This is a genomic window from Amphibiibacter pelophylacis (genome assembly GCF_037688875.1).
GTDB lineage: Bacteria > Pseudomonadota > Gammaproteobacteria > Burkholderiales > Burkholderiaceae_C > Amphibiibacter > Amphibiibacter pelophylacis.
On sequence record NZ_JAWDIE010000001.1, the window covers coordinates 216,414 to 235,276 of the forward strand.

General features: G+C 66.7%; 22 protein-coding genes and 2 tRNA genes. 15 read left to right on the top strand and 9 right to left on the bottom strand.

The features are described 5' to 3' along the window. Positions 1-4: 4 nt before the first annotated feature. Positions 5-949 carry a GTPase Era gene (gene era, locus RV045_RS00990; RefSeq protein ID WP_423233890.1) on the bottom strand — a complete coding sequence of 315 codons (945 nt, stop codon included), beginning with the start codon at positions 947-949 and terminating at the stop codon, positions 5-7. Continuing rightward, positions 946-1,938: a DUF3426 domain-containing protein gene (locus RV045_RS00995; protein WP_423233891.1), complete on the bottom strand. Its 993-nt coding sequence runs from the start codon at positions 1,936-1,938 to the stop codon at positions 946-948. Before RV045_RS00995 ends, era begins: the two co-directional genes overlap by 4 nt. A 244-nt stretch (positions 1,939-2,182) precedes the next feature. Between RV045_RS00995 and RV045_RS01000 the strand changes: the two genes are divergently transcribed. From RV045_RS01000 to RV045_RS01060, 13 genes are all read left to right on the top strand, one after another. Next, positions 2,183-2,740: an RNA polymerase sigma factor gene (locus tag RV045_RS01000; RefSeq protein ID WP_423233892.1), complete on the top strand. Its 558-nt coding sequence runs from the start codon at positions 2,183-2,185 to the stop codon at positions 2,738-2,740. Then, positions 2,737-3,534 (top strand): anti-sigma factor, encoded by a 798-nt coding sequence (locus tag RV045_RS01005; protein ID WP_423233893.1) that lies wholly within the window; start codon positions 2,737-2,739, stop codon positions 3,532-3,534. The genes RV045_RS01000 and RV045_RS01005 overlap by 4 nt, the downstream gene beginning before the upstream one ends. Before the next feature lie 18 nt (positions 3,535-3,552). Further along, entirely contained in the window at positions 3,553-4,536 is a 984-nt protein-coding gene (gene msrP / locus RV045_RS01010) for a protein-methionine-sulfoxide reductase catalytic subunit MsrP (RefSeq protein WP_423233894.1), read from the top strand. Positions 4,537-4,548: 12 nt separating this feature from the next. Continuing rightward, positions 4,549-5,163: a protein-methionine-sulfoxide reductase heme-binding subunit MsrQ gene (locus RV045_RS01015; protein ID WP_423233895.1), complete on the top strand. Its 615-nt coding sequence runs from the start codon at positions 4,549-4,551 to the stop codon at positions 5,161-5,163. A 17-nt stretch (positions 5,164-5,180) separates the two neighbouring features. Next, positions 5,181-5,257 (top strand) — tRNA-Arg (locus RV045_RS01020). A gap of 115 nt (positions 5,258-5,372) precedes the next feature. Next, positions 5,373-5,987 (top strand): glutathione S-transferase N-terminal domain-containing protein, encoded by a 615-nt coding sequence (locus tag RV045_RS01025; protein ID WP_423233896.1) that lies wholly within the window; start codon positions 5,373-5,375, stop codon positions 5,985-5,987. A 7-nt stretch (positions 5,988-5,994) separates the two neighbouring features. Beyond that, a complete protein-coding gene (locus RV045_RS01030; protein ID WP_423233897.1) occupies positions 5,995-6,456 on the top strand; it encodes a ClpXP protease specificity-enhancing factor in 462 nt (153 codons plus the stop codon). Between the two features lie 8 nt (positions 6,457-6,464). Continuing rightward, positions 6,465-6,540, top strand: a tRNA-Thr gene (locus RV045_RS01035). 51 nt (positions 6,541-6,591) lie between these two features. Then, positions 6,592-7,257, top strand: a complete 666-nt coding sequence (locus tag RV045_RS01040) for a LemA family protein (protein ID WP_423233898.1) — start codon at positions 6,592-6,594, stop codon at positions 7,255-7,257. Position 7,258: 1 nt separating this feature from the next. Then, the gene (locus RV045_RS01045) at positions 7,259-8,173 is read left to right on the top strand and encodes a TPM domain-containing protein (protein WP_423233899.1); all 915 of its coding nucleotides are present in this window, start codon (positions 7,259-7,261) and stop codon (positions 8,171-8,173) included. Positions 8,174-8,177: 4 nt separating this feature from the next. Next, positions 8,178-8,693: a TPM domain-containing protein gene (locus RV045_RS01050; protein WP_423233900.1), complete on the top strand. Its 516-nt coding sequence runs from the start codon at positions 8,178-8,180 to the stop codon at positions 8,691-8,693. An 82-nt stretch (positions 8,694-8,775) separates the two neighbouring features. Then, positions 8,776-9,507 carry an alpha/beta hydrolase gene (locus RV045_RS01055; protein ID WP_423233901.1) on the top strand — a complete coding sequence of 244 codons (732 nt, stop codon included), beginning with the start codon at positions 8,776-8,778 and terminating at the stop codon, positions 9,505-9,507. Positions 9,508-9,622: 115 nt separating this feature from the next. Beyond that, positions 9,623-10,681: a 3-deoxy-7-phosphoheptulonate synthase gene (locus tag RV045_RS01060; protein WP_423233954.1), complete on the top strand. Its 1,059-nt coding sequence runs from the start codon at positions 9,623-9,625 to the stop codon at positions 10,679-10,681. Positions 10,682-10,762: 81 nt separating this feature from the next. On the opposite strand, the gene RV045_RS01065 is transcribed toward RV045_RS01060, so the two are convergent. The 3 genes from RV045_RS01065 to RV045_RS01075 form a co-directional block, all read right to left on the bottom strand. Further along, entirely contained in the window at positions 10,763-11,116 is a 354-nt protein-coding gene (locus RV045_RS01065) for a hypothetical protein (RefSeq protein WP_423233902.1), read from the bottom strand. Between the two features lie 69 nt (positions 11,117-11,185). Then, the gene (locus RV045_RS01070; protein ID WP_423233903.1) at positions 11,186-11,983 is read right to left on the bottom strand and encodes a molybdopterin-dependent oxidoreductase; all 798 of its coding nucleotides are present in this window, start codon (positions 11,981-11,983) and stop codon (positions 11,186-11,188) included. A 27-nt stretch (positions 11,984-12,010) separates the two neighbouring features. Next, the gene (locus RV045_RS01075; protein ID WP_423233904.1) at positions 12,011-12,619 is read right to left on the bottom strand and encodes a cytochrome b/b6 domain-containing protein; all 609 of its coding nucleotides are present in this window, start codon (positions 12,617-12,619) and stop codon (positions 12,011-12,013) included. 201 nt (positions 12,620-12,820) lie between these two features. On the opposite strand from RV045_RS01075, the gene RV045_RS01080 reads away from it, so the two are divergent. After that, the gene (locus RV045_RS01080; RefSeq protein ID WP_423233905.1) at positions 12,821-13,528 is read left to right on the top strand and encodes a response regulator transcription factor; all 708 of its coding nucleotides are present in this window, start codon (positions 12,821-12,823) and stop codon (positions 13,526-13,528) included. After that, positions 13,525-15,084, top strand: a complete 1,560-nt coding sequence (locus RV045_RS01085; RefSeq protein WP_423233906.1) for a sensor histidine kinase — start codon at positions 13,525-13,527, stop codon at positions 15,082-15,084. Before RV045_RS01080 ends, RV045_RS01085 begins: the two co-directional genes overlap by 4 nt. Here the strand turns inward: RV045_RS01085 and RV045_RS01090 are convergent. From RV045_RS01090 to RV045_RS01105, 4 genes are read right to left on the bottom strand one after another with little or no spacing between them, the layout of a single operon-like run. Further along, the gene (locus tag RV045_RS01090) at positions 15,057-15,764 is read right to left on the bottom strand and encodes an SDR family NAD(P)-dependent oxidoreductase (protein WP_423233907.1); all 708 of its coding nucleotides are present in this window, start codon (positions 15,762-15,764) and stop codon (positions 15,057-15,059) included. The genes RV045_RS01085 and RV045_RS01090 overlap by 28 nt on opposite strands. A 23-nt stretch (positions 15,765-15,787) precedes the next feature. Next, positions 15,788-17,344: a cryptochrome/photolyase family protein gene (locus tag RV045_RS01095; protein WP_423233908.1), complete on the bottom strand. Its 1,557-nt coding sequence runs from the start codon at positions 17,342-17,344 to the stop codon at positions 15,788-15,790. Continuing rightward, complete coding sequence (locus RV045_RS01100; RefSeq protein ID WP_423233909.1) at positions 17,341-18,672, bottom strand: DASH family cryptochrome; 1,332 nt, start codon at positions 18,670-18,672, stop codon at positions 17,341-17,343. The genes RV045_RS01095 and RV045_RS01100 overlap by 4 nt, the downstream gene beginning before the upstream one ends. Next, complete coding sequence (locus tag RV045_RS01105) at positions 18,669-18,863, bottom strand: DUF2256 domain-containing protein (protein ID WP_423233910.1); 195 nt, start codon at positions 18,861-18,863, stop codon at positions 18,669-18,671. Before RV045_RS01105 ends, RV045_RS01100 begins: the two co-directional genes overlap by 4 nt.

Genomic DNA, 18,863 nt, shown 5'->3' on the forward strand with positions numbered 1-18,863 from the left:
TGGTTTACTCGTAGCCGTAGGCGCGGATGTGCTCTTCGCTGTCGGCCCAGCCACTGCGCACCTTGACCCACAGCTCCAGGTGGACTTTGGCGCCCAGGAGGGTCTGAAGTTCCTGGCGCGCGTCGCTGCCGATGCGTTTCAGGCGCTCGCCGCCTTTGCCGATCACCATGCCTTTGTGCGCCTCGCGCTCGACGATGAAGGTCGCGGCAATGCGCGTCAGGCCGGGCTTTTCCTCGTACTGGTCGATGACGACGGTGGAGGTGTAAGGCAGCTCGTCACCCGTCAGGCGAAAGAGCTTTTCGCGCAGGGTTTCTGACACCAGAAAGCGCTCCGAGCGGTCGGTCAGCGTGTCGGCGTCGTAAAACCAGGGCTGCTGCGGCAGGTATTTGCCAACGATGTCCTGCAGACGCACGATATCGGCAGCGCGGCGCGCCGTCATGGGCACGATCTCGGCGAAATCAAAGCGCTGCTGCATCTGCTGCAGCCAGGGCATCAGCGTGGTGCGCTGCACGATGGTGTCCAGCTTGTTGGCAATCAGCAGCACGGGTTTGCCGCCTTTGCAGTGGGCCAGAACCTCTTCGTCGGCCTCGCCAAAGCGCCCGGCTTCGACCAGGAAAAGGACAGCATCCACATCCCCCAGCACCGACAGCACGGTGCGGTTGAGCGTGCGGTTCAGCGCCGTGCTGTGCCGCGTCTGGAAGCCCGGTGTATCGACGAAAACGAACTGGTTCACGCCCGTGGTCTGGATGCCGGTGATGCGGTGGCGCGTGGTCTGCGCCTTCTTCGAGGTGATGCTGATTTTCTGGCGCACCAGGGCGTTGATCAGCGTGGATTTGCCCACGTTGGGCCGGCCCACGATGGCGATCAGGCCGCAGTGCTGGTCGGCTTCGGGGACGGGCGTGTGGCCCGGGGTTTCGGGGATTTCGGATGGGGGAGTGATATCGCTCATGGGGCGTGAGGATAGACCAGCCTGGCCTGCCAGGTGCGGATGTTTTCACCCAAATCCTGCGGCAGACGCAGGATGGCGCTGCCGTCGCGCACGTTCTGGCGGCGTTCGCGGTCGGTGGCGCGCGTCAGGCCCAGCTCGGCGGCGGTGAAAACGCGCTGCGACAGCGCCTGGCCGTCGGCGCCGATCAGGGTCAGATCCAGCCCGGGCTCAGCGATAACGGCGTCGGCGCTGCGCTGCAGGGCGATCTCCAGACGAAAGCGCATCTGCCCTTGCGCGTCCACGGTGGGCGGCTCGCCTGATGGGCTGGCGCTGGCCCCCGGCGCGGGCAGCAGGCTGAGCTGGGTGTTGTCCAAAGACCACACAGCGAGATCGCGCTCCGGCCGCAACTGGCAGCCCAGCGCCTGGCACAGCGGCACCCAGACCGCGCGCGTCTCCGGCCACCAGGCGGCCTGCCAGTGGCGGCTGGCCAGCAGCATCTGCGCCACCAGCAGCAGGCCCAGCAGCGGAATCAGCACCCGGCTGGCGCGGTCCCAGCCGCTCGCCGGGGCGGCGGCTGCAGCGGTGCGCGGCGGGCTTAAAAAGTCGGGCGGAGGCGGTTCGGGCTCAAGCGCAGGCTCTGAGGCGATGTTTGCGGTGACGGTTGCGGTGACGGGCTCGGCCTCGTCCAGCCAGCGGTCGGCGGGTGATGCGTCGGCGGGTTCGTCCAGATCCAGACTGGGCCAGGCACTGCGGTCGCTGCCGGCCACCCGTGTGGGGGGGGTATGGGCCGCTGGCGCAGGGGCAGTCGCGACTTGGGGCGCCGACGATTCTGTGTCGATCAGGTTCTGCACCGCGTCGAAGGGCTGCAGGCAGTGGCCGCAGCGCACCCAGCCCTGCACCGCGCGCCATTGCTGCGGCTGCACCTGCCAGACCGTCTGGCAGTGCGGGCAGCGTGCCGCACGCGGGGCTTCGGGGGAGGGCGGAAGAGGGGCGGTGTCCAGACTCGACATGGGCGCGATCATGCCATGGCTGTGCACCAATTCCGCAGCGTGCGACCAGGGTATGCCATGGCCTGCATCCACTGCGGGCGGCGCTGCGTACAAGATCGTGTCAGCCACAGGATTTAAGTGAGGTGTGTCGTGCCAGCAGCCCGAACCGGTACCGCCCGTCCGGACTTGTTCCCCGCCCCGGGGGGCGAAATGGCGTTTCCTGCCAGAATGGCTTTCGGCCGCGTGGCCGGAATGTGGGACAGGCATGCAGACACCGCAGGACAACGAAAAGCTGGCCGACTGGCTGGCGCGATCCGCCATGCAGGACAGGCAGGCGTTTGCGCGCCTGTACGAGGCCACGTCGCCCCGGCTTTACGCCGTGGCGCTGCGCGTTCTGCAACGGCCCGCCTGGGCCGATGAAGTGCTGCAGGAGAGTTTCGTGTCCATCTGGCACAACGCCGCGCGCTACCGCCCAGACCTGGCGGCGCCCATGACCTGGATGACGCAGATCGTGCGCAACCGCGCCATCGACTGGCTGCGCGGCAGCGACAACCGCCTGGACGCGCTGGACCCGGAGGTCGTCGAGACCTGGGTGGATCCGGCTGCTGGCCCCTCGCAGCGCCTGTCCGACCAGCAGCAGGCCAGCCGCCTGCAGGATTGCCTGGAGCATCTGCCCGCCGAACAGCGCCAGTGTGTGGTTCTGGCCTACCAGCACGGCATGAGCCACGCCGAACTGGCCACCCACCTGACCCGCCCGCTGGGCACGGTCAAAAGCTGGATCCGGCGCGGGCTGGACCACCTGAAAGGGTGTGTGAGCGCATGAAGTACGACAACCCCGATCTCATCCAGGCGCTGGCGGCGCGCTACGTCACCGGCACCCTGCGCGGTGCGGCGCGCCAGCGCTGGGCCGATCTGCTCCGCCAGCGCAGCGACATCGCGCAGACCGTGGCCGAGTGGCAGCGTCGCCTGCAGCCGCTCAGCGACAGCCTGACGCCCGTGGCTCCCCCGGCGCGCGTGTGGCGCCGCATCGAAGCCCGGCTGGAGGGCGAAAGCGCGTCTGCCAGCGCGGCAACGCCGCTCGTCCGCGCCGCCGACAGCGTGCGCCAGGGCTGGCAGCGCCTGTGGGTGGGCGCGCTGGGCGGCATGATGGCGGCGGGCCTGGCCGCGCTGCTGGTCTGGCCGGCTGGGCCGCAGCAGGGGGCTGGCGGCGATCGCCTGGCCGCAGCCTCACCGCCGCAGGTGGTGGCGGTGATCGGCAGCGAGAACCGCGACCAGGTGCTGGTCGCCAGCATCGACAGCCAGCAGCACGAGCTGTGGATCACGCCCATGCAGGTGTCGGCCCAGGTGCGCGAGCAGCTGGCGCAGTCGCGCAGCCTGGAGCTGTGGGCCATTGGCGCCTCGGGCCAACCACGCAGCCTGGGTCTGATCCACGCCCAGGAACTCACCCGAGTGCCCCTGGGCACCGCTCAACAACTTGATCTCAATATACTGGCCGTGAGCCTGGAGCCCGCAGGGGGTTCCCCGACAGGCCAGCCTACGGGCCCTGTGCTTTACACCGGCGAGTGGCACAGGCCCGCCACACAACCGGCGGACGCAAAAGCGCCCCGGTCCTCCTGACTTTTTGAAGGTTTTTTTATGTCACGCCACTCCCAACGATTCGATCATCCCGTTCCCAGCGAGATCACGCCGCCCGACGTTTACCTGAACCGCCGCCAGTGGATGCAGGGCGCTGCCCTGACCGGCCTGGGCGGCGCTCTGGGCGGCCTTGCGCTGCCTGCCCATGCCATGGTCACCCCGCCCGGCGTGAACAAGCCGCTGCCGGGCGCCGACAGCAAGGTGCCGGGTGCGCGCGTGGATGCCAAACCGACGCCTTACAAGGACGTCAGCACCTACAACAATTACTACGAGTTCAGCACTGACAAGAGTCAGCCTGCGCGCCTGGCCGGAACGCTCAAGACCGAGCCCTGGACGGTGAGCATTGAAGGTCTGGTCAAAAAGCCCATGAAGATGGGCATCGACGAGCTGCTCAAGCTCGCGCCCATGGAAGAGCGCATTTACCGCCTGCGCTGCGTCGAAGCCTGGTCTATGGTCGTGCCCTGGGTGGGCTATTCGCTGTCCAGCCTGATCGATCATGTGCAGCCGCTGGGCAGCGCCAAATACATCGAGTTCGTCACCCTGGCCGACAAGGCGCAGATGCCGGGCCTGTCGTCGGGCGTGCTCGAGTGGCCCTACCGCGAGGGCCTGCGCATGGACGAGGCGCGCCACCCGCTGACGCTGCTCACTTTTGGCCTCTACGGCGAAGTGCTGCCCAAGCAGAACGGCGCACCGCTGCGCGTGATCGTGCCCTGGAAGTACGGCTTCAAGAGCGCCAAGAGCCTGGTCGCCATCCGCTTCCTGGAGGCCATGCCGACCAGCTCCTGGATGCGCTCGGCGCCCAGCGAGTACGGCTTTTACGCCAACGTGAACCCGCAGGTTGATCACCCGCGCTGGAGCCAGTCCTCCGAGCGCCCGATCGGCGGCGGCCTCTTCGCCAAGCGTCAGGCCACGCAGATGTTCAACGGTTACGGCCCTCAGGTGGCTTCGCTGTATGCAGGCATGGACCTGCGCCACTATTTCTGAAAGCCAGGCAGTATGAACAAGGTTTTGATGCACCCGCTGGCCAAGCCGGTGTTTTTTGTGCTCGCACTGGTGCCGCTGGCGCTGTGGGTGTATGGGGCGTTCGCCGACACGCTGGGCGCCAACCCCGCCGAGGCCATCATCTGGGGCAGTGGCGAGTGGACGATCCGCTTTCTGATGATGGCGCTGGCGGTGACGCCGCTGCGCGTGACCACGGGCTGGATCGCGCTGGCGCGCTGGCGGCGCATGATCGGACTGTTCTCGTTTTTCTATGGTCTGATCCATCTGCTGTCCTACAGCTGGCTGGATCAGTCCCTGGACGTGTCCGCCATCATCGCCGACATCGGTCGCAGGCCTTTCATTCTGGTTGGCATGCTGACCTTCACCATCCTGCTGGTGCTGGCCATCACCTCGCCGCGTGCGGTGGTGCGGGCCATGGGCGGCGCGCGCTGGCAGGCGCTGCACCGCACGGTGTACGCCGCCGGTCTGCTGGCGCTGCTGCACTTTTTCTGGATGCGTGCGGGCAAGAACAACTTCGCCGAAGTTGAGCTGTACGCCGTCATCATTTTTGGTCTGCTGGGCTGGCGCGTGTGGCGCTCGTGGAAGCGCCGTCGTGCTGCGATGGCCTAGAATGCACGCCATTCCACCTGTCCGTAGCTCAGCTGGATAGAGCACGGGTCTTCTAAACCCGGGGTCGGGGGTTCGAACCCCTCCGGACAGGCCAGGCTCTCGCGCGGCGCGCCCGGGCCTGACGGGTCCGGTGGGCGCCGCAAATGGTGCAGATTCGGGCCGCATCCCGTAGAATCCGCCCTCCCAGTGCTTTTTTCGAGAGACGACTTATGGTTTTGTATTCCGGAACGACGTGTCCTTACTCGCACCGCTGCCGTTTCGTGCTGTTCGAAAAAGGCATGGATTTCGAGATTCGTGACGTCGATCTCTTCGCCAAACCGGAAGACATCGCCCTGATGAATCCGTACAACGAGGTGCCTATCCTCGTCGAACGTGATCTCATCCTCTACGAATCGCACATCATCAATGAATACATTGACGAGCGCTTCCCGCACCCGCAGCTCATGCCGGGCGACCCGGTGGCGCGGGCGCGGGTGCGCCTGTTCCTGTTCAACTTCGAAAAAGAGTTGTTCACGCACGTCAACGTGTTGGAAAAGCGTGGCCAGAGCGGCAAGGTCGACGAGGCCGCGCGCGAAAAAGCGCGCAACCAGATTCGCGACCGTCTGACGCAGCTGGCGCCGATTTTCATGAAGAACAAGTACATGCTGGGTGACGACTTCAGCATGCTGGATGTGGCGATTGCGCCGCTGCTGTGGCGCCTGGACCACTACGGCATTGATCTGTCCAAGAATGCGCTGCCGCTGCTGAAGTACGCCGAGCGCATTTTCTCGCGCCCGGCCTACATCGAGGCGCTGACGCCATCCGAAAAAGTCATGCGCAAGTGACACCGTCATGAGCACGTCTTCCACCCCGGCCGCTCCGGCGGCGACGCCGATCAAGCCTTACCTGCTGCGCGCCTGGCACGAGTGGTGTACTGACAACGGTCGAACGCCCTACATGGCGGTCTTCGTGGATCAGTACGTCGATGTGCCGCGCGAGTTCGTGAAGGACCAGGCCATCGTGCTCAACGTCGGTTATGTCGCCACCGACGGGCTGAAAATCGACAACGATTACGTTCACTTCAAGGCGCGTTTCTCGGGCCAGGTGCGCGAAATCTGGGTGCCGGTCAGCCACGTCACCGCCATTTTCGCCCGCGAAACGCAGGAGGGCATGGAGTTCGCCCGGCCCACGCCCGAAGAGCTGGCCGCGCTGGCCCGTCCCGGTGCCAGCACGTCGGCCACGGCGTCTGCACCGCCTGCCGCGCAAAAACCTGCCGCCCCCAAACCGGCAGGCGGTCTGCGGATAGTAAAATAAGTTCCGACGCCGCTTTAGCTCAGCTGGTAGAGCAACGGTCTTGTAAACCGTAGGTCGTCCGTTCGATTCGGACAAGCGGCACCATCTTCTTCCTGCCGACTGCGCTCCGCCGCGCAGCCCCCCAAGGAATCCGGCATGACCTCCTCAATGATTCTTTCCCGGCCTGGCTTTTCGGCTTTGGCTTTGCGCCGCTGGGTGAGCCGTTTCTTTCTGGCATCTGGTGCACTGGTGCTGGCTGCGCTGCTGTCTGGCTGCGGCTACAACCAGTTCCAGAGTCTGGACGAACAGGTCAAGGCCGACTGGTCCGAGGTGCTCAACCAGTACAAGCGCCGCGCCGACCTCATCCCCAACATCGTCAGCACGGTGCAGGGCGAGGCCAATTTCGAGCGCGGCACGCTGGAGGCCGTCGTCAACGCGCGCTCCAAAGCCACCAGCATCCAGGCCACGCCCGAGCTGCTGAACGATCCGCAGGCTTTCGAGCGCTTCCAGCAGGCGCAATCGCAGCTCACCGGCGCGCTGTCGCGGCTGATGGCGGTGTCCGAAAACTACCCCTCGCTGAAGGCCAACCAGGGTTTCCAGGACCTGCGCGTGCAGCTGGAAGGTACCGAGAACCGCATCACCGTGGCGCGCAACAAATACATCCAGGCGATCAAGGAATACAACATCCTGGCGCGCAGCTTCCCCACCAATCTGACCGCCAAAATGATGGGCTACGGTGTCAAGCCGTCGTTCACGGTCGAGAACGAGGCGGAAATCTCCAGCCCGCCCAAGATCGATTTCGGCGCCCCGGCCAAGCCCTGACATGACGCGCCCCGTGCGCTTCCTGCTGCTGGTCTTGGCTGCGTTTGTGCTGGGCGGTTCGCCCGCCTGGGCGCAAAACGTGTCGGTCGGCCCGGACGGTTTGCAGACCGTGCCCGCCCTGACCGCGCGGGTGCTGGATGACAGCGGCACGCTGTCGCAGGGCGACATCCAGCAGCTTTCGCAGCAGCTCGCTGACATCGAAAAACGCCTGGGCTCGCAGATCGTCATCCTGATGCGTTCCACCACGCAGCCCGAGGACATCGCCGCCTACGCCAACCGCGTGGCCGACACCTGGAAGATCGGGCGCAAGACGGTGGGCGATGGCCTGCTCATTGTCGTGGCCGTGCAGGACAGGCGCATGCGCATCGAGGTGGCGCGCGCGCTGGAAGGCGCTGTGCCCGATCTGGCCGCGCACCGCATCATTGAGGAAACGCTCAAACCCGCGTTTCGCCAGCAGCAGTACGCGCAGGGGCTGAGCCAGGCGCTGACCCAGATCGACGGCCTCATCCAGGGCGAGGCCCTCCCCCCGCCGGATCCGCACGCCGCGCCGGGCGACAGCGGCGGGTTCGATGCCGAGGGTCTTGGCGTTTTCCTGCTGATCGCCGTGCCGGTGGCCGGGGGCATGATCAACTCGGTGCTGGGCCGCAAGCTGGGCTCGGCGGTCATTGCCGTGGGCGCGGGCGGGCTGGTCTGGCTGTTCACGTCCAGCATCCTGTTCGCCGTGCTGGGTGCGGTGCTGGCGGTGGTGTTTGCGGCAGCCATCAGCTCGGGCGGAGGCGGACGCGGCCCCGGATCGGGCGGCGGGCCGGTGGTGTTCCCCGGCGGCTTTGGCGGGCGCTCGGGCGGCGGCGGCGGGGGATTTTCCTCCGGTGGCGGCGGCAGTTTTGGCGGCGGAGGCGCATCCGGTGGCTGGTAAACCCGTGCTTCATCGTCTGCGCCGCTGGGCGCATCACCTGCGTCTGGACACCCGCGACGCCCGCCGCGCCCTGCCGCCCGCCGCCTGCGACCGCCTGGCGCAGGCCGTGGCGGCGCTGGAGCGCGATCACGCCATCGAGCTGCGCCTGTGCCTTGAAGCCAGCCTGCCCTTCAGCGATCTGTGGCGCGACGCCCCCGTGCGCGAGCGCGCGCTGGCCCTCTTTGGCCAGCTGGGCGTGTGGGACACGGCGCACAACTCCGGCGTGCTGGTTTACGTGCTGCTGGCCGACCGCGCGATCGAAATCGTCGCCGACCGCGGCGTCAGCCAGCGCCTGCCCGCCAGCGCCTGGCAGGTGATGATTGCCGCCCAGCGCCTGGCGCTGCAGGGCGGGGGCAGCGCCGAAGACGCCTTCCTGGCGGCCATTTCGGCCCTGCGCGAACAGCTTCCGCAAGAGACGGCGACCGCAGGTCTGGTCCCCGCGCCAGACAACGAGTTGCCGGATCGCCCGCATCTGCTCTAATGGACGCAGCCCGGGGTGTTCCCGGGCCTGTGCGGAACATCAGCCCCGGCCGCCTTAGCCATCCTTTTCAGGAGAACCCTTCATGAGTGCACTCAACATCGTCCTCGTCCACGGCGCCTGGCACACCGGGGCCGAAATGGAGCCCACAGCGGCGCTGCTGCGCCAGGCCGGTCACACCGTGCTGTGCCCGACGCTCGCTGGCAACCGCCCGCAGGACGACCGTGCCAGCACGGGCCTGGAAGACGCCGCCCAGTCGCTGTGCGAGGCGCTGGAAGCCAGCGGCCTGGACAACATCCGCCTGGTGGGACACAGCTACGGCGGCATGGTGATCTCGCGCGCCGCTGACCTGATGCCGCAGCGCCTGGCGCGCCTGGTTTACGTCAACGCCTTCGTGCCGCAGCCGGGCGAGTGCCTGAACGACATGGTGCCGCCGCACTATGTGGCGATGTTCGACCCGATGGCGCAGGCCTCGGGCGGCGCGGTGATGTTGCCCTTCCCCGTCTGGCGCGAGGCCTTCATCAACGACGGCGACATGGCGCTGGCGCAGTCGGCCTTTGCTGTGCTGAACCCGCAGCCGTACAAGACCTTCACCGACTCGATCACGCTCAGCCAGCCCATGGCCGCCTGCCCCATCGGCAAGAGCTACATCAACTGCCGCATGGACACCGCACTGCCGCAGGCTCTGGGCTGGCACCCCCGGCTGTCCGAGCGCCTGGGCCTGTTCCGCTACGTGGAGTGCTCCGGCAGCCACGAGGTGTGGTTCAGTGACCCGGCCGCCATCGCCCGCGCCATCGAAGTCGCCGCCCGCGACTGATAGGCCTGGACCGGCTGATAGAATTGCTCAATCAAACCAAGAACCCGTTTCATAGGAACCCGACGTGAGCCCGACCGCCCTGCGCCCCGACATCGAACCGCCCAGCACTCTGGACATGACCAGCGTGGACGACGTCCACATCAGCAGCGTGCGCCCGCTGATCACCCCGGCGCTGCTGCGCGAGGCCTTGCCCGCCAGTACCGCCCATCTGGCGGTGGTGACGCAGGCGCGTGCGGGCATCGCGCGCATCCTGCGCGGCGAGGATGACCGGGTGTTTGTCATCGTCGGGCCGTGTTCCATCCACGACCACGACCAGGCCATGGATTACGCCCGCCGCCTGCAGGCGCTGGCCACCACGCTGTCGCCCGATCTGCTGGTGGTGATGCGCGTTTATTTCGAGAAGCCGCGCACCACCGTGGGCTGGAAGGGCTACATCAACGACCCGCATCTGGACGGCAGCTTCGCCATGAACGAGGGCTTGCACCATGCTCGCCGTCTGTTGCTGGACATCGCCGCGCTGGGTCTGCCCGCGGGCACCGAGTTCCTGGATCTGCTCAGCCCGCAGTTCATCGCCGACCTGATTGCCTGGGGCGCCATCGGCGCGCGCACCACCGAGAGCCAGAGCCACCGCCAGCTTGCGTCCGGCCTGTCCTGCCCGATCGGTTTCAAGAACGGCACCGACGGCAACATCAAGGTCGCTGCCGACGCCATCACTGCGGCCAGCAACGCTCACGCCTTCATGGGCATGACGAATATGGGCCAGGCGGCAATTTTCGAGACGCGCGGCAATCCCGACTGCCACGTCATCCTGCGCGGCGGCAAGGCGCCCAACTACAGTGCTGCCGACGTGGCCGCGACCGTCCAGGTGCTGGAAAAAGGCGGCCTGGCGCCGCGCCTGATGGTCGATACCTCGCACGCCAACAGCAGCAAACAGCACCAGAAACAGATCGAGGTCGCCGCAGACGTCGGTGGCCAGATCGCCGGGGGCGACCGCCACATCGTCGGTCTGATGGTCGAGAGCCACATCAACGCGGGGCGCCAGGATCTGGTTCCGGGCCAGCCGCTGCAGTACGGCGTGTCCATCACCGACGCCTGCCTGAACTGGGCCGATACCGAAGCGCTGCTCAAGCAGCTGGCCGCTGACGTGCGCACGCGCCGCGCCAGCACGACCTGACACGCGACATGCCGCGCTGATTCCTGCGCCCATAAAAAAACCCCGCCGGCGCGGGGTTTTTGATTTGCAGCGGGGCTGCAATTACATCGTGCCGCCTTTGCTGGGGTCGGCCAGGTCGCGAGCGGCCTTCTGGGCGGGGGTCAGCTTTTTCATCTTGCCCATTTTGTCTTTTTTCATCATGCCGTCGTGCTTGCCCATTTTGCCCATGGCGTCGCCTTTGCCCATCTTGCCCATGGCGTCTTTGCCCATGGCATCTTTGGCCATAGCGTCTTTGCCCATGGCATCACCCTTGCCCATGGCATCTTTGGCCATGGCGGCCGGTTTGCCCATGGCGTCTTTGGCCATGGCATCTTTGCTCATGGCGTCCTGAGCGAAGGCGGTGCCAGCGCCCAAAGCCAGGCACAGGGTCAGCAGAGTGGTAGAGATTTTTTTCATGAGAAGCTCCTAGGTGTGCGGCTGTCATTCAGCCAGGTAAAAAACAGGGGGAAATGGAATAAATCGGAATCAGCTGCCACCAAACCAGTTGTAACCCTGGTCTTCCCAGTAACCGCCGGGATAGGTGTTGGTGACGAAAATCGATTCAATGTGTTTGGGATTCTTGTAGCCCAGCTTGGTGGGAATCCGCACTTTCATCGGGAAACCGTACTTGCGCGGCAGGGTCTGGCCGTCGTAAGTCAGGGTCAGCTGGGTCTGCGCGTGCAGGGCAGTGGGCATATCAATGCTGGTGTAATAATCGTCCGCGCATTTGAAGCCCACGTATTTTGCCGTGGTATCGGCACCGACGCGCTTGAGAAAATCCGAGAAACGCACGCCGCCCCAGCGGCCAATGGCACTCCAGCCTTCCACGCAGATGTGGCGGGTGATCTGATCGGTCTGCGGCATGGCGCGCAGCTCGTCCAGGCGCCAGGATTTTTTGTCGGCAACCAGACCCGTGACGCTCAATTCGTAATCGGCTTCGTCGACTTCGGGCGCTTCGTCCTCGCCGTAAAAGGCGTTGAAAGGGAAGGGCCGGGTGATCATGGAGGCCGGGAAGGTCGGGGCCATCGTGTTCGGGTTGAACAGGGCGGCCTGAACGCGATCGTTCCAGCGCGACACCGACATCAGGACGTTTTCAACCTGATCGTTATCGTCGATGGCGCAGCCGCTGAGCAGTGCCAGACCGCCCAGGCTCAGGCTGCGGGTCAGAAACGAACGACGGCTGGGTTCGCTGATCTGACGGCTGATGATTTTGCGAGCGTCCTGCAGCACCAGTTCAGAGTCCACCGACGGGGTGGCTTTGCGGGAGAAGAGCGGAAATGACATGAAGGGTCTCCGAAGGGATGCGTTGGGTCAGCGGCCGATGATCATGATGCGCAGGGTGCGCGGCACCAGCACCACCATCAGCACGTGCACCACAATGAAGGCCACCAGCAGCGCCATCGCCACAAAATGCACGGTGCGAGCGCCCTGGAATCCGCCCAGCAGCGTGGTGATCCAGCTCAGCTGTACTGGCTTCCATACCGCCAGACCCGACAGCACCAGCAGCACCAGATCGGCCAGCGCCAGCAGATAAGCCACGCGCTGCACCTGGTTGTACTGGGACAGATCGCCGTGGCTGAGCTTGCCGCGCAGCGCATCGACCATATCCCGGATCATTCCGCCCAGCGACAGCGGGAAAAACCGCTGGCGCATCCGGCCCGTGCCCAGATTCATGCCCAGGTACAGCAGGCCATTGAGCACCAGCACCCACATGGCTGCGAAATGCCACAGGATTGCGCCACCCAGCCAGCCGCCCAGCGTATATTCACCCGGAAAGCTGAAACTGAAAATGGGTGATGCGTTATAAATACGCCAGCCGCTGAGTATCATCACCAGGACGGCCAGCACGTTAATCCAGTGCACCGCACGCAGCCACAGGGGCTGCAGGGTTTTGCGGGGAGGGGTGGTGGCGGTATTCATGAGGTGATAGCTTGAAGTTTGTCGTCGCAGTGGCATTTAATGGACGCTATCGTACCGGCCGCTGACCTTGCAATCGTCACCAAAGATCAAGCAAATGTTCAACAAATTGTGATAACCCTGGAGTGGTGCTGCGGGCCGGTCTGGGACAAAATGATTGGGGCATTTAAAACAGAACGGACCTCAACACAGAGAGGAGGCGGCATGGCCGCGGCCAGAACCATACTCATCGTGGAAGACGATGCCAGCATTGCCGATCTGCTCCAGCTGCACCTGCGCGACGAGGGCTACGACGTGACGCACACCGCCGACGGCGGCGAGGGCTGGCGTCTGCTGGAACGTGGCGGCTGGGACGCCCTGGTGCTGGACCTGATGCTGCCGGGCGTGGATGGCCTCGAAATCTGCAAGCGCGCCCGCACGCTGGACCGCTATGTGCCCATCATCATCACCAGCGCGCGCTCCAGCGAGGTGCACCGCATCCTGGGGCTGGAGCTGGGCGCCGACGATTACCTGCCCAAACCCTTCTCGGTGATGGAGCTGCTGGCCCGCGTGCGCGCCCTGCTGCGGCGCAGCGACGCCCTGGCGCGCAACGCCCGGTCCGATGCGGGCGAGCTGGTCAGCGGCGATCTGCGCATCGACCCGCTGGCGCGCACCGTGAGCCTGGGCGGCGAGCTGCTGGACCTCACCCCGCGCGAATTCGATCTGCTGCACTTTTTTGCCCGCCACCCGGGCCGCGTGTTCTCGCGCATGGATCTGCTGCGCGAGGTCTGGGGCTACCAGCACGACGGCTACGAGCACACGGTCAACACCCACATCAACCGCCTGCGGCTGAAAATCGAGCAGAACACCGCCGAGCCGCAACGCATCCTGACCGTGTGGGGGCACGGTTACAAGTTTGCGGAGGCGGCATGAGCCCGGAACAGGCCGCGCCGCGCCGCTGGGCCCTGTCGCTCTCGCAGCGGCTCTCGCTGGTGTTTGTGGCGCTGCTGCTGCTGTCCAGCGGCCTGTCGGCTGCGCTGCAGGTGCAGTCCAGCCGCCGTCACGAGCGGGAAGTGATCCAGCGCGTCTCCTACAACCTGGCCGGCCACATTGCCGGCAGCGCGCAGCTCATGGATGCCAGCGGCTGGCGCCCGCAGGCCATCCGCAGCCTGTTTGATTCGCTGATGCAGGTCAACCCGTCGGTCGATGTCTATCTGCTGGATGAGACGGGCCGCATCGTTGACGACGCCTCGCCCGAAGGGCGGCTCAAGCGCCGACAGATCGACATGGTGCCCATCCGCGCCTTCCTGCGCGGCGGCGCCCTGCCCATTGTGGGCGACGATCCTCAGCACCAGACGGCGCGCAAGGTGTTCAGTGTGGCGCCCGTGAAAGTCAATAACCGCAACGCGGGCTTTGTGTACGTGGTGCTGCGTGGCGCCAGCCACGATGCGGCCGACAGCCAGAACAACATCAGCGACACGCTGAGCCAGTCGCTGCTGACGCTGGGCGGTGTGCTGCTGCTGGCGCTGGCCATGGGGCTGGTGGCTTTCCGCTCCATCACCCGGCCGCTGCGCGAACTGACGGCGGCCGTTCGCGATTTCGACGCGCATGGCGAACGCGCGGCGCTGCTGCCGCGCGCCGGGCCGGGTCGGCAGGGCGACGACATCGCCACCCTGCGCGAGGCCTTCGTGCACATGGGCGAGCGCATCGCCGAGCAGTGGCGCGAGCTGACCAGTCAGGACCAGCAGCGCCGCCAGCTGATCTCGCACATTTCGCACGATTTGCGCACGCCGCTGACCTCCATCCATGGCTACCTGGAGACGCTGCGCCTGAAGGGCGACCGCCTGGACGCTGCGCAGCGCGAGCGCTATCTGGACATCGCCCTGGCGCAGAGCCAGAAAATGGCCCGCCTGGCCGAAGGCCTGTTCGAGCTGGCGCGGCTGGAATCGGGCCTGGTCAAGCCCGACCCTGAAGTGTTCGGTCTGCCCGACCTGCTGCAGGACGTGCTGCAGAAGTGCGAACTGACCGCCGAATCGCGCCAGCAGACGCTGGCCGTCAGCCTGGAGCGCGGTCTGCCCATGGTGCGCGCCGACGTGGGTATGGTCGAGCGCGTGCTCAGCAACCTGCTGGACAACGCCATCCGTCACACGCCGCCCGGCAGCCGCATCGAGGTGCGCCTGCACAGCTCAGCGGACCGCGTCTGGATTGATGTCGCTGACAACGGCGGCGGTATCGACCCCAAGGTGCGCGAAAACCTCTTCACCCGCAGCCTCACGCGTCCGGGACCGCACACCGGGGCAGGGTCTGGCAGCGGAGGCCTCGGCCTGATCGTCGTGCGCAGCCTGCTGCAGATCAACGGCGGCGATATCGAGCTGCTGGACGGCGCGGACGACGCGCCCGGCACCACCTTCCGCTGCCACCTGCCCGTGGCGCCGCCCTCGTTCCGGTCTTCCGGACTGCCTTACCAGACCAGCGGCTGGCCGTCGTAAGCCCAGAAACTGCCGGATTGCTCACACGCCAGACCGTCCATCACGCGCAGCAGATCGGCCGCCGCGTCCTGCGGCGCGCGTGTCTCGTGCCCGGAGCGGAAGGGCGCCGACAGCCTGGACGCCACCGTGCCCGGATGCAGCGCGGCGATGGCCAGCAGCGGGTGCGTGCGCGAAAGCTCGATCGCCGAGGTTTTCAGCACCATGTTCAGCGCCGCCTTGGACGCGCGGTAGCTGGTCCAGCCGCCCAGGCGGTTGTCGCCGATGCTGCCGACCTTGGCCGACAGCACGCCCACCAGGGCGCGCTCCTGCCGCGCCAGCAGCGGCGCAAACCGCGCCAGCACCAGCGCAGGCCCGACGGTGTTGAGCGCAAAAGTGTCCAGCATCTGGCGCTGGTTCAGCTGCGCCAGGCGCTTCTCTGGCCCACCGATCTCGCCGTGGAGCTGGCCGGTGGCGACCAGCAGCAGGTTCAGCGGCGCGCCACCCAACAGCTCGCCCACCTGCGAGGCGGCGCGGGCGATGCTGTCCTCGTCGCGCAGATCGATCCCGGGCGAGGTCTGGCGCGACAGGCCCATCGCGTGACCGCAGCGCGGATCGGCCTGCAGATGCGCCAGCAGCGCACCGCCAATTGCGCCGCTGGCGCCGACGACCAGTGCACGGTAGCCGCTGGGGAGGGAATTCATGGCGGGGGCTGCAGTTGCGGCGGTCATAGCGTCTCCAGTCGGTTCAGGTGGGTTTGGGCCTGCTCGCGCAGGGCCTGCACGTCGGCGCCCGGCAGGCGGTCGAGCTGGCGGTAGACCAGCGCCAGGCGCGGGTTGCCACGCAGGCGGCCCTCGTGGCGCGCGAAAAAATCCCAGTACAGCGCGTTGAAGGGGCAGGCGCTGGGGCCGGTTTTCTCCTTGGCGCGGTAGGCGCAGCTGCTGCACGAATCGCCCATGCGCTGCAGGTAAGCGGCGCTGCTGACGTAGGGTTTGGTGGCGATCAGGCCGCCGTCGGCCCACTGGCTCATGCCCAGGGTGTTGGGCAGCTCGACCCACTCGAAGGCGTCGATGTAAACGCCCAGGTACCAGCGATGCAGCGCCTGCGGGTCCAGACCGGCCAGCAGCGCAAAGTTGCCGATCACCATCAGGCGCTGGATGTGGTGGGCGTGCGCCGTGCGCAGCGACTGGCCGATGGCCTGCTGCAGGCAGCGCATCTTCGTGTCGCCGCTCCAGAACCAGGCGGGAAGCGGCCGCTCGTGCTGCAGCGCGTTGCGCGTGTCGTAGCCCGGCATGTGCGCCCAGTAAATGCCGCGCACGTACTCGCGCCAGCCGATGATCTGGCGGATAAAGCCTTCCACCGCCGCCAGTGGCGCTGCCCCGGCCCGATAAGCGGCCTCGGCGCGCTGCACGACTTCCAGCGGGCGCAGCATTTTCACGTTCAGCGCGAAAGACAGCAGCGAATGAAAGAGGCGCGGTGCCCGCTCGCTGATGGCGTCTTCAAAATCACCGAAATGCGGCAGCGCGTGGGTGATGAAGGCGTCCAGCAGCGCCAGCGCCTCGGCGCGGTTGACGGGCCAGCGCACCTGGTCGGCCTGCGCCTCGCCCATGCTGGCCACCCCGCTGCGCTGCAGCACAGCCCACAGCGCGCTGTGATCGTGCACGGGGCGCGCGTCGGGCGGTTCGGGCGGCGTGCCGCGCCAGGGCTTGCGGTTGTCGGCGTCGAAATTCCACTGGCCGCCCTCGGGCTGGCCGTCTGGCGTCATCAAAAGCCCCAGGCGGCGGCGCTGCTGGCGGTAAAAGTGCTCCATCAACCACTGTTTGCGGCCCTTGAAGATCGCCGCCATATCGTGCCGACCGGTCAGGAAGTGGGCACTGTCCACGGCTTTTGCGGGATAGCCGTGATCCTGCGCGGCCCAGTTCTGCAGCTGCTGATCCAGCCGCCATTCGTCGGGGTTCTGCCACTCGATGTGGCGAACGCCATAGTGCGCGGCCAGCGCGACCAGGTTGGCGGGGATGTCGTGGCGGTTGCTGGAATCATCCAGCGCGACGTAACGCACGCGGTGCCCGCCCTCGCGCAGGTGGCGGGCGAAATCGCGCATCGCGGCAAAAATCGCCAGGATTTTCTGCGCGTGGTGCAGCACGTAATCCGTCTCCTGACGGACTTCCATCAGCGTATAAACCACGCCGGCGTCCACCGCCTCGAACCAGGGGTGGAGCGGGTCCAGCTGATCGCCCAGAACCAGGCGCAGGGTGTGGGCGGGCGCGGGGGCGGATTCGCTCATGCGGTGCTCCACATCTGGCGGTAATGGCTGTGGGGATCGTGCTCGGCGGCCTGTTTGTCCACGTTCATGCGCCGCCCGCCGCGCGGGTCGGTGCCGCGTCCGGCGATGTACAGCCAGTTGCCCTGGTTGCTGCAGACATCGAAATCGACCAGGCAGTGCTCGAACCACGCCGCACCGGCGCGCCAGTCGCCGCCCAGATCGTGCACCAGCACGCTGGCCACGACCTGGCGCAGACGGTTGCTTAAGGATCCGGTGGCGGCCAGCTCGCGCATCGCAGCGTCGACCAGCGGCCAGCCGGTTCGCCCTTCGCACCAGCGCGTGTAGCCCCGGGCGTTGTGCGCCGCCACGGGCTGATCGGACAGCCCCCGGCCCCGGAACAGGCGCGCACCGTGCTGGCGGTGCAGAAAGCGGAAATGATCGCGCCAGAGCAGCTCGAACCACAGCCAGTAGCTGCCGTCGCTGGCGCCGTGAAACGATTCGAACTGGCGCAGATCGGCCATGATGCGCCGCGCCGACAGCGCGCCGCAGGCCAGCGCGGGCGACCATTTGCTCGAAAAATCCACGCCCGTCAGGCCGTTACGCGTGCGCTTGTAGCTGTGCGGCAGGCCGCGCGCCAGATACTGCGTCAGGTGGGCCAGCGCGGCGCGCTCGCCGCCGGGCTCCATGCCGCTGCCTGGCGCGGGCATCGGCAACGAGGAACGCGAATCCTGCGCGCTGATCACAACGTCGCCTGCGAAAGCGTCCAGATCGCCCTTCAGTTCGGGAGGAAGCTCCACCCCCGGCGGCCAGGGCGGCAGCGTTTGCGGCGCAGGCAGCGGCTGACGCGGCTGGATGCCCGCGCGCTCGATGGCCTGGCGAAAAGCGGTGAACACGGCGGGCAGACGGCTCTCTTGCCAAGGCAGCTCGGCTGGCTCCAGCAGGCTGCTGTGCCAGACCGCGTGCACGGTCAACCCTGCGCGGCGCAGGTCCGCGACTTCTAGCGCTTCTTCCGGCGCGGGGATGTCCTCGCAGACCAGCTGCTGCGCGCTCGCCCGCTGCGCCAGACGCGGCAGCGCAGTGGCAGGCGGCCCGGCGCAGACGGCCAGCGGACAGCCCAAAGCGTCCAGCTGCGCCGCCAGATCACGGATCGCGCTGGCCCGCCAGGCGCGCCGCTGGGGCCCCCAGCGCAACGGGCCCCAGGGGCTGGCCTCGTGCACGTCGGGCAGGACCACCACCGGGATCAGGTGCGGCGTGCCCTCACCTGTGGCAGCCAGCGCCAGCGCACGGTGCAGGGCCAGGTTGTCGTGCAGGCGCAGGTCGTTGCGCAGCCACAGCAGCACGGTGCTCATGCCGCGCTCCTCGCGCGTGAGTTGGTGTGGCCGGATGGGTGAGCGGATGGTTGGGCGGATTTGTGCTCACGCTTGCAGCGCTCGGAGCAGAAGCGGACTTCCTCCCAGCAGCGCGCCCATTTTTTGCGCCAGGCGAAGGGCCGGGCGCAGTGCAGGCAGGGTTTTTCAGGGAGATGCGGTTTGGCGTGCAT

Bases quoted from the DNA above. Each gene is read 5' to 3' on its own strand.
- era (WP_423233890.1), bottom strand. From the start codon at position 949: ATGAGCGATATCACTCCCCCATCCGAAATCCCCGAAACCCCGGGCCAC.
- RV045_RS00995 (WP_423233891.1), bottom strand. From the start codon at position 1,938: ATGTCGAGTCTGGACACCGCCCCTCTTCCGCCCTCCCCCGAAGCCCCG.
- RV045_RS01000 (WP_423233892.1), top strand. From the start codon at position 2,183: ATGCAGACACCGCAGGACAACGAAAAGCTGGCCGACTGGCTGGCGCGA.
- RV045_RS01005 (WP_423233893.1), top strand. From the start codon at position 2,737: ATGAAGTACGACAACCCCGATCTCATCCAGGCGCTGGCGGCGCGCTAC.
- msrP (WP_423233894.1), top strand. From the start codon at position 3,553: ATGTCACGCCACTCCCAACGATTCGATCATCCCGTTCCCAGCGAGATC.
- RV045_RS01015 (WP_423233895.1), top strand. From the start codon at position 4,549: ATGAACAAGGTTTTGATGCACCCGCTGGCCAAGCCGGTGTTTTTTGTG.
- RV045_RS01025 (WP_423233896.1), top strand. From the start codon at position 5,373: ATGGTTTTGTATTCCGGAACGACGTGTCCTTACTCGCACCGCTGCCGT.
- RV045_RS01030 (WP_423233897.1), top strand. From the start codon at position 5,995: ATGAGCACGTCTTCCACCCCGGCCGCTCCGGCGGCGACGCCGATCAAG.
- RV045_RS01040 (WP_423233898.1), top strand. From the start codon at position 6,592: ATGACCTCCTCAATGATTCTTTCCCGGCCTGGCTTTTCGGCTTTGGCT.
- RV045_RS01045 (WP_423233899.1), top strand. From the start codon at position 7,259: ATGACGCGCCCCGTGCGCTTCCTGCTGCTGGTCTTGGCTGCGTTTGTG.
- RV045_RS01055 (WP_423233901.1), top strand. From the start codon at position 8,776: ATGAGTGCACTCAACATCGTCCTCGTCCACGGCGCCTGGCACACCGGG.
- RV045_RS01060 (WP_423233954.1), top strand. From the start codon at position 9,623: ATGACCAGCGTGGACGACGTCCACATCAGCAGCGTGCGCCCGCTGATC.
- RV045_RS01065 (WP_423233902.1), bottom strand. From the start codon at position 11,116: ATGAAAAAAATCTCTACCACTCTGCTGACCCTGTGCCTGGCTTTGGGC.
- RV045_RS01070 (WP_423233903.1), bottom strand. From the start codon at position 11,983: ATGTCATTTCCGCTCTTCTCCCGCAAAGCCACCCCGTCGGTGGACTCT.
- RV045_RS01075 (WP_423233904.1), bottom strand. From the start codon at position 12,619: ATGAATACCGCCACCACCCCTCCCCGCAAAACCCTGCAGCCCCTGTGG.
- RV045_RS01080 (WP_423233905.1), top strand. From the start codon at position 12,821: ATGGCCGCGGCCAGAACCATACTCATCGTGGAAGACGATGCCAGCATT.
- RV045_RS01085 (WP_423233906.1), top strand. From the start codon at position 13,525: ATGAGCCCGGAACAGGCCGCGCCGCGCCGCTGGGCCCTGTCGCTCTCG.
- RV045_RS01090 (WP_423233907.1), bottom strand. From the start codon at position 15,764: ATGAATTCCCTCCCCAGCGGCTACCGTGCACTGGTCGTCGGCGCCAGC.
- RV045_RS01095 (WP_423233908.1), bottom strand. From the start codon at position 17,344: ATGAGCGAATCCGCCCCCGCGCCCGCCCACACCCTGCGCCTGGTTCTG.
- RV045_RS01100 (WP_423233909.1), bottom strand. From the start codon at position 18,672: ATGAGCACCGTGCTGCTGTGGCTGCGCAACGACCTGCGCCTGCACGAC.
- RV045_RS01105 (WP_423233910.1), bottom strand. From the start codon at position 18,863: ATGCACGCCAAACCGCATCTCCCTGAAAAACCCTGCCTGCACTGCGCC.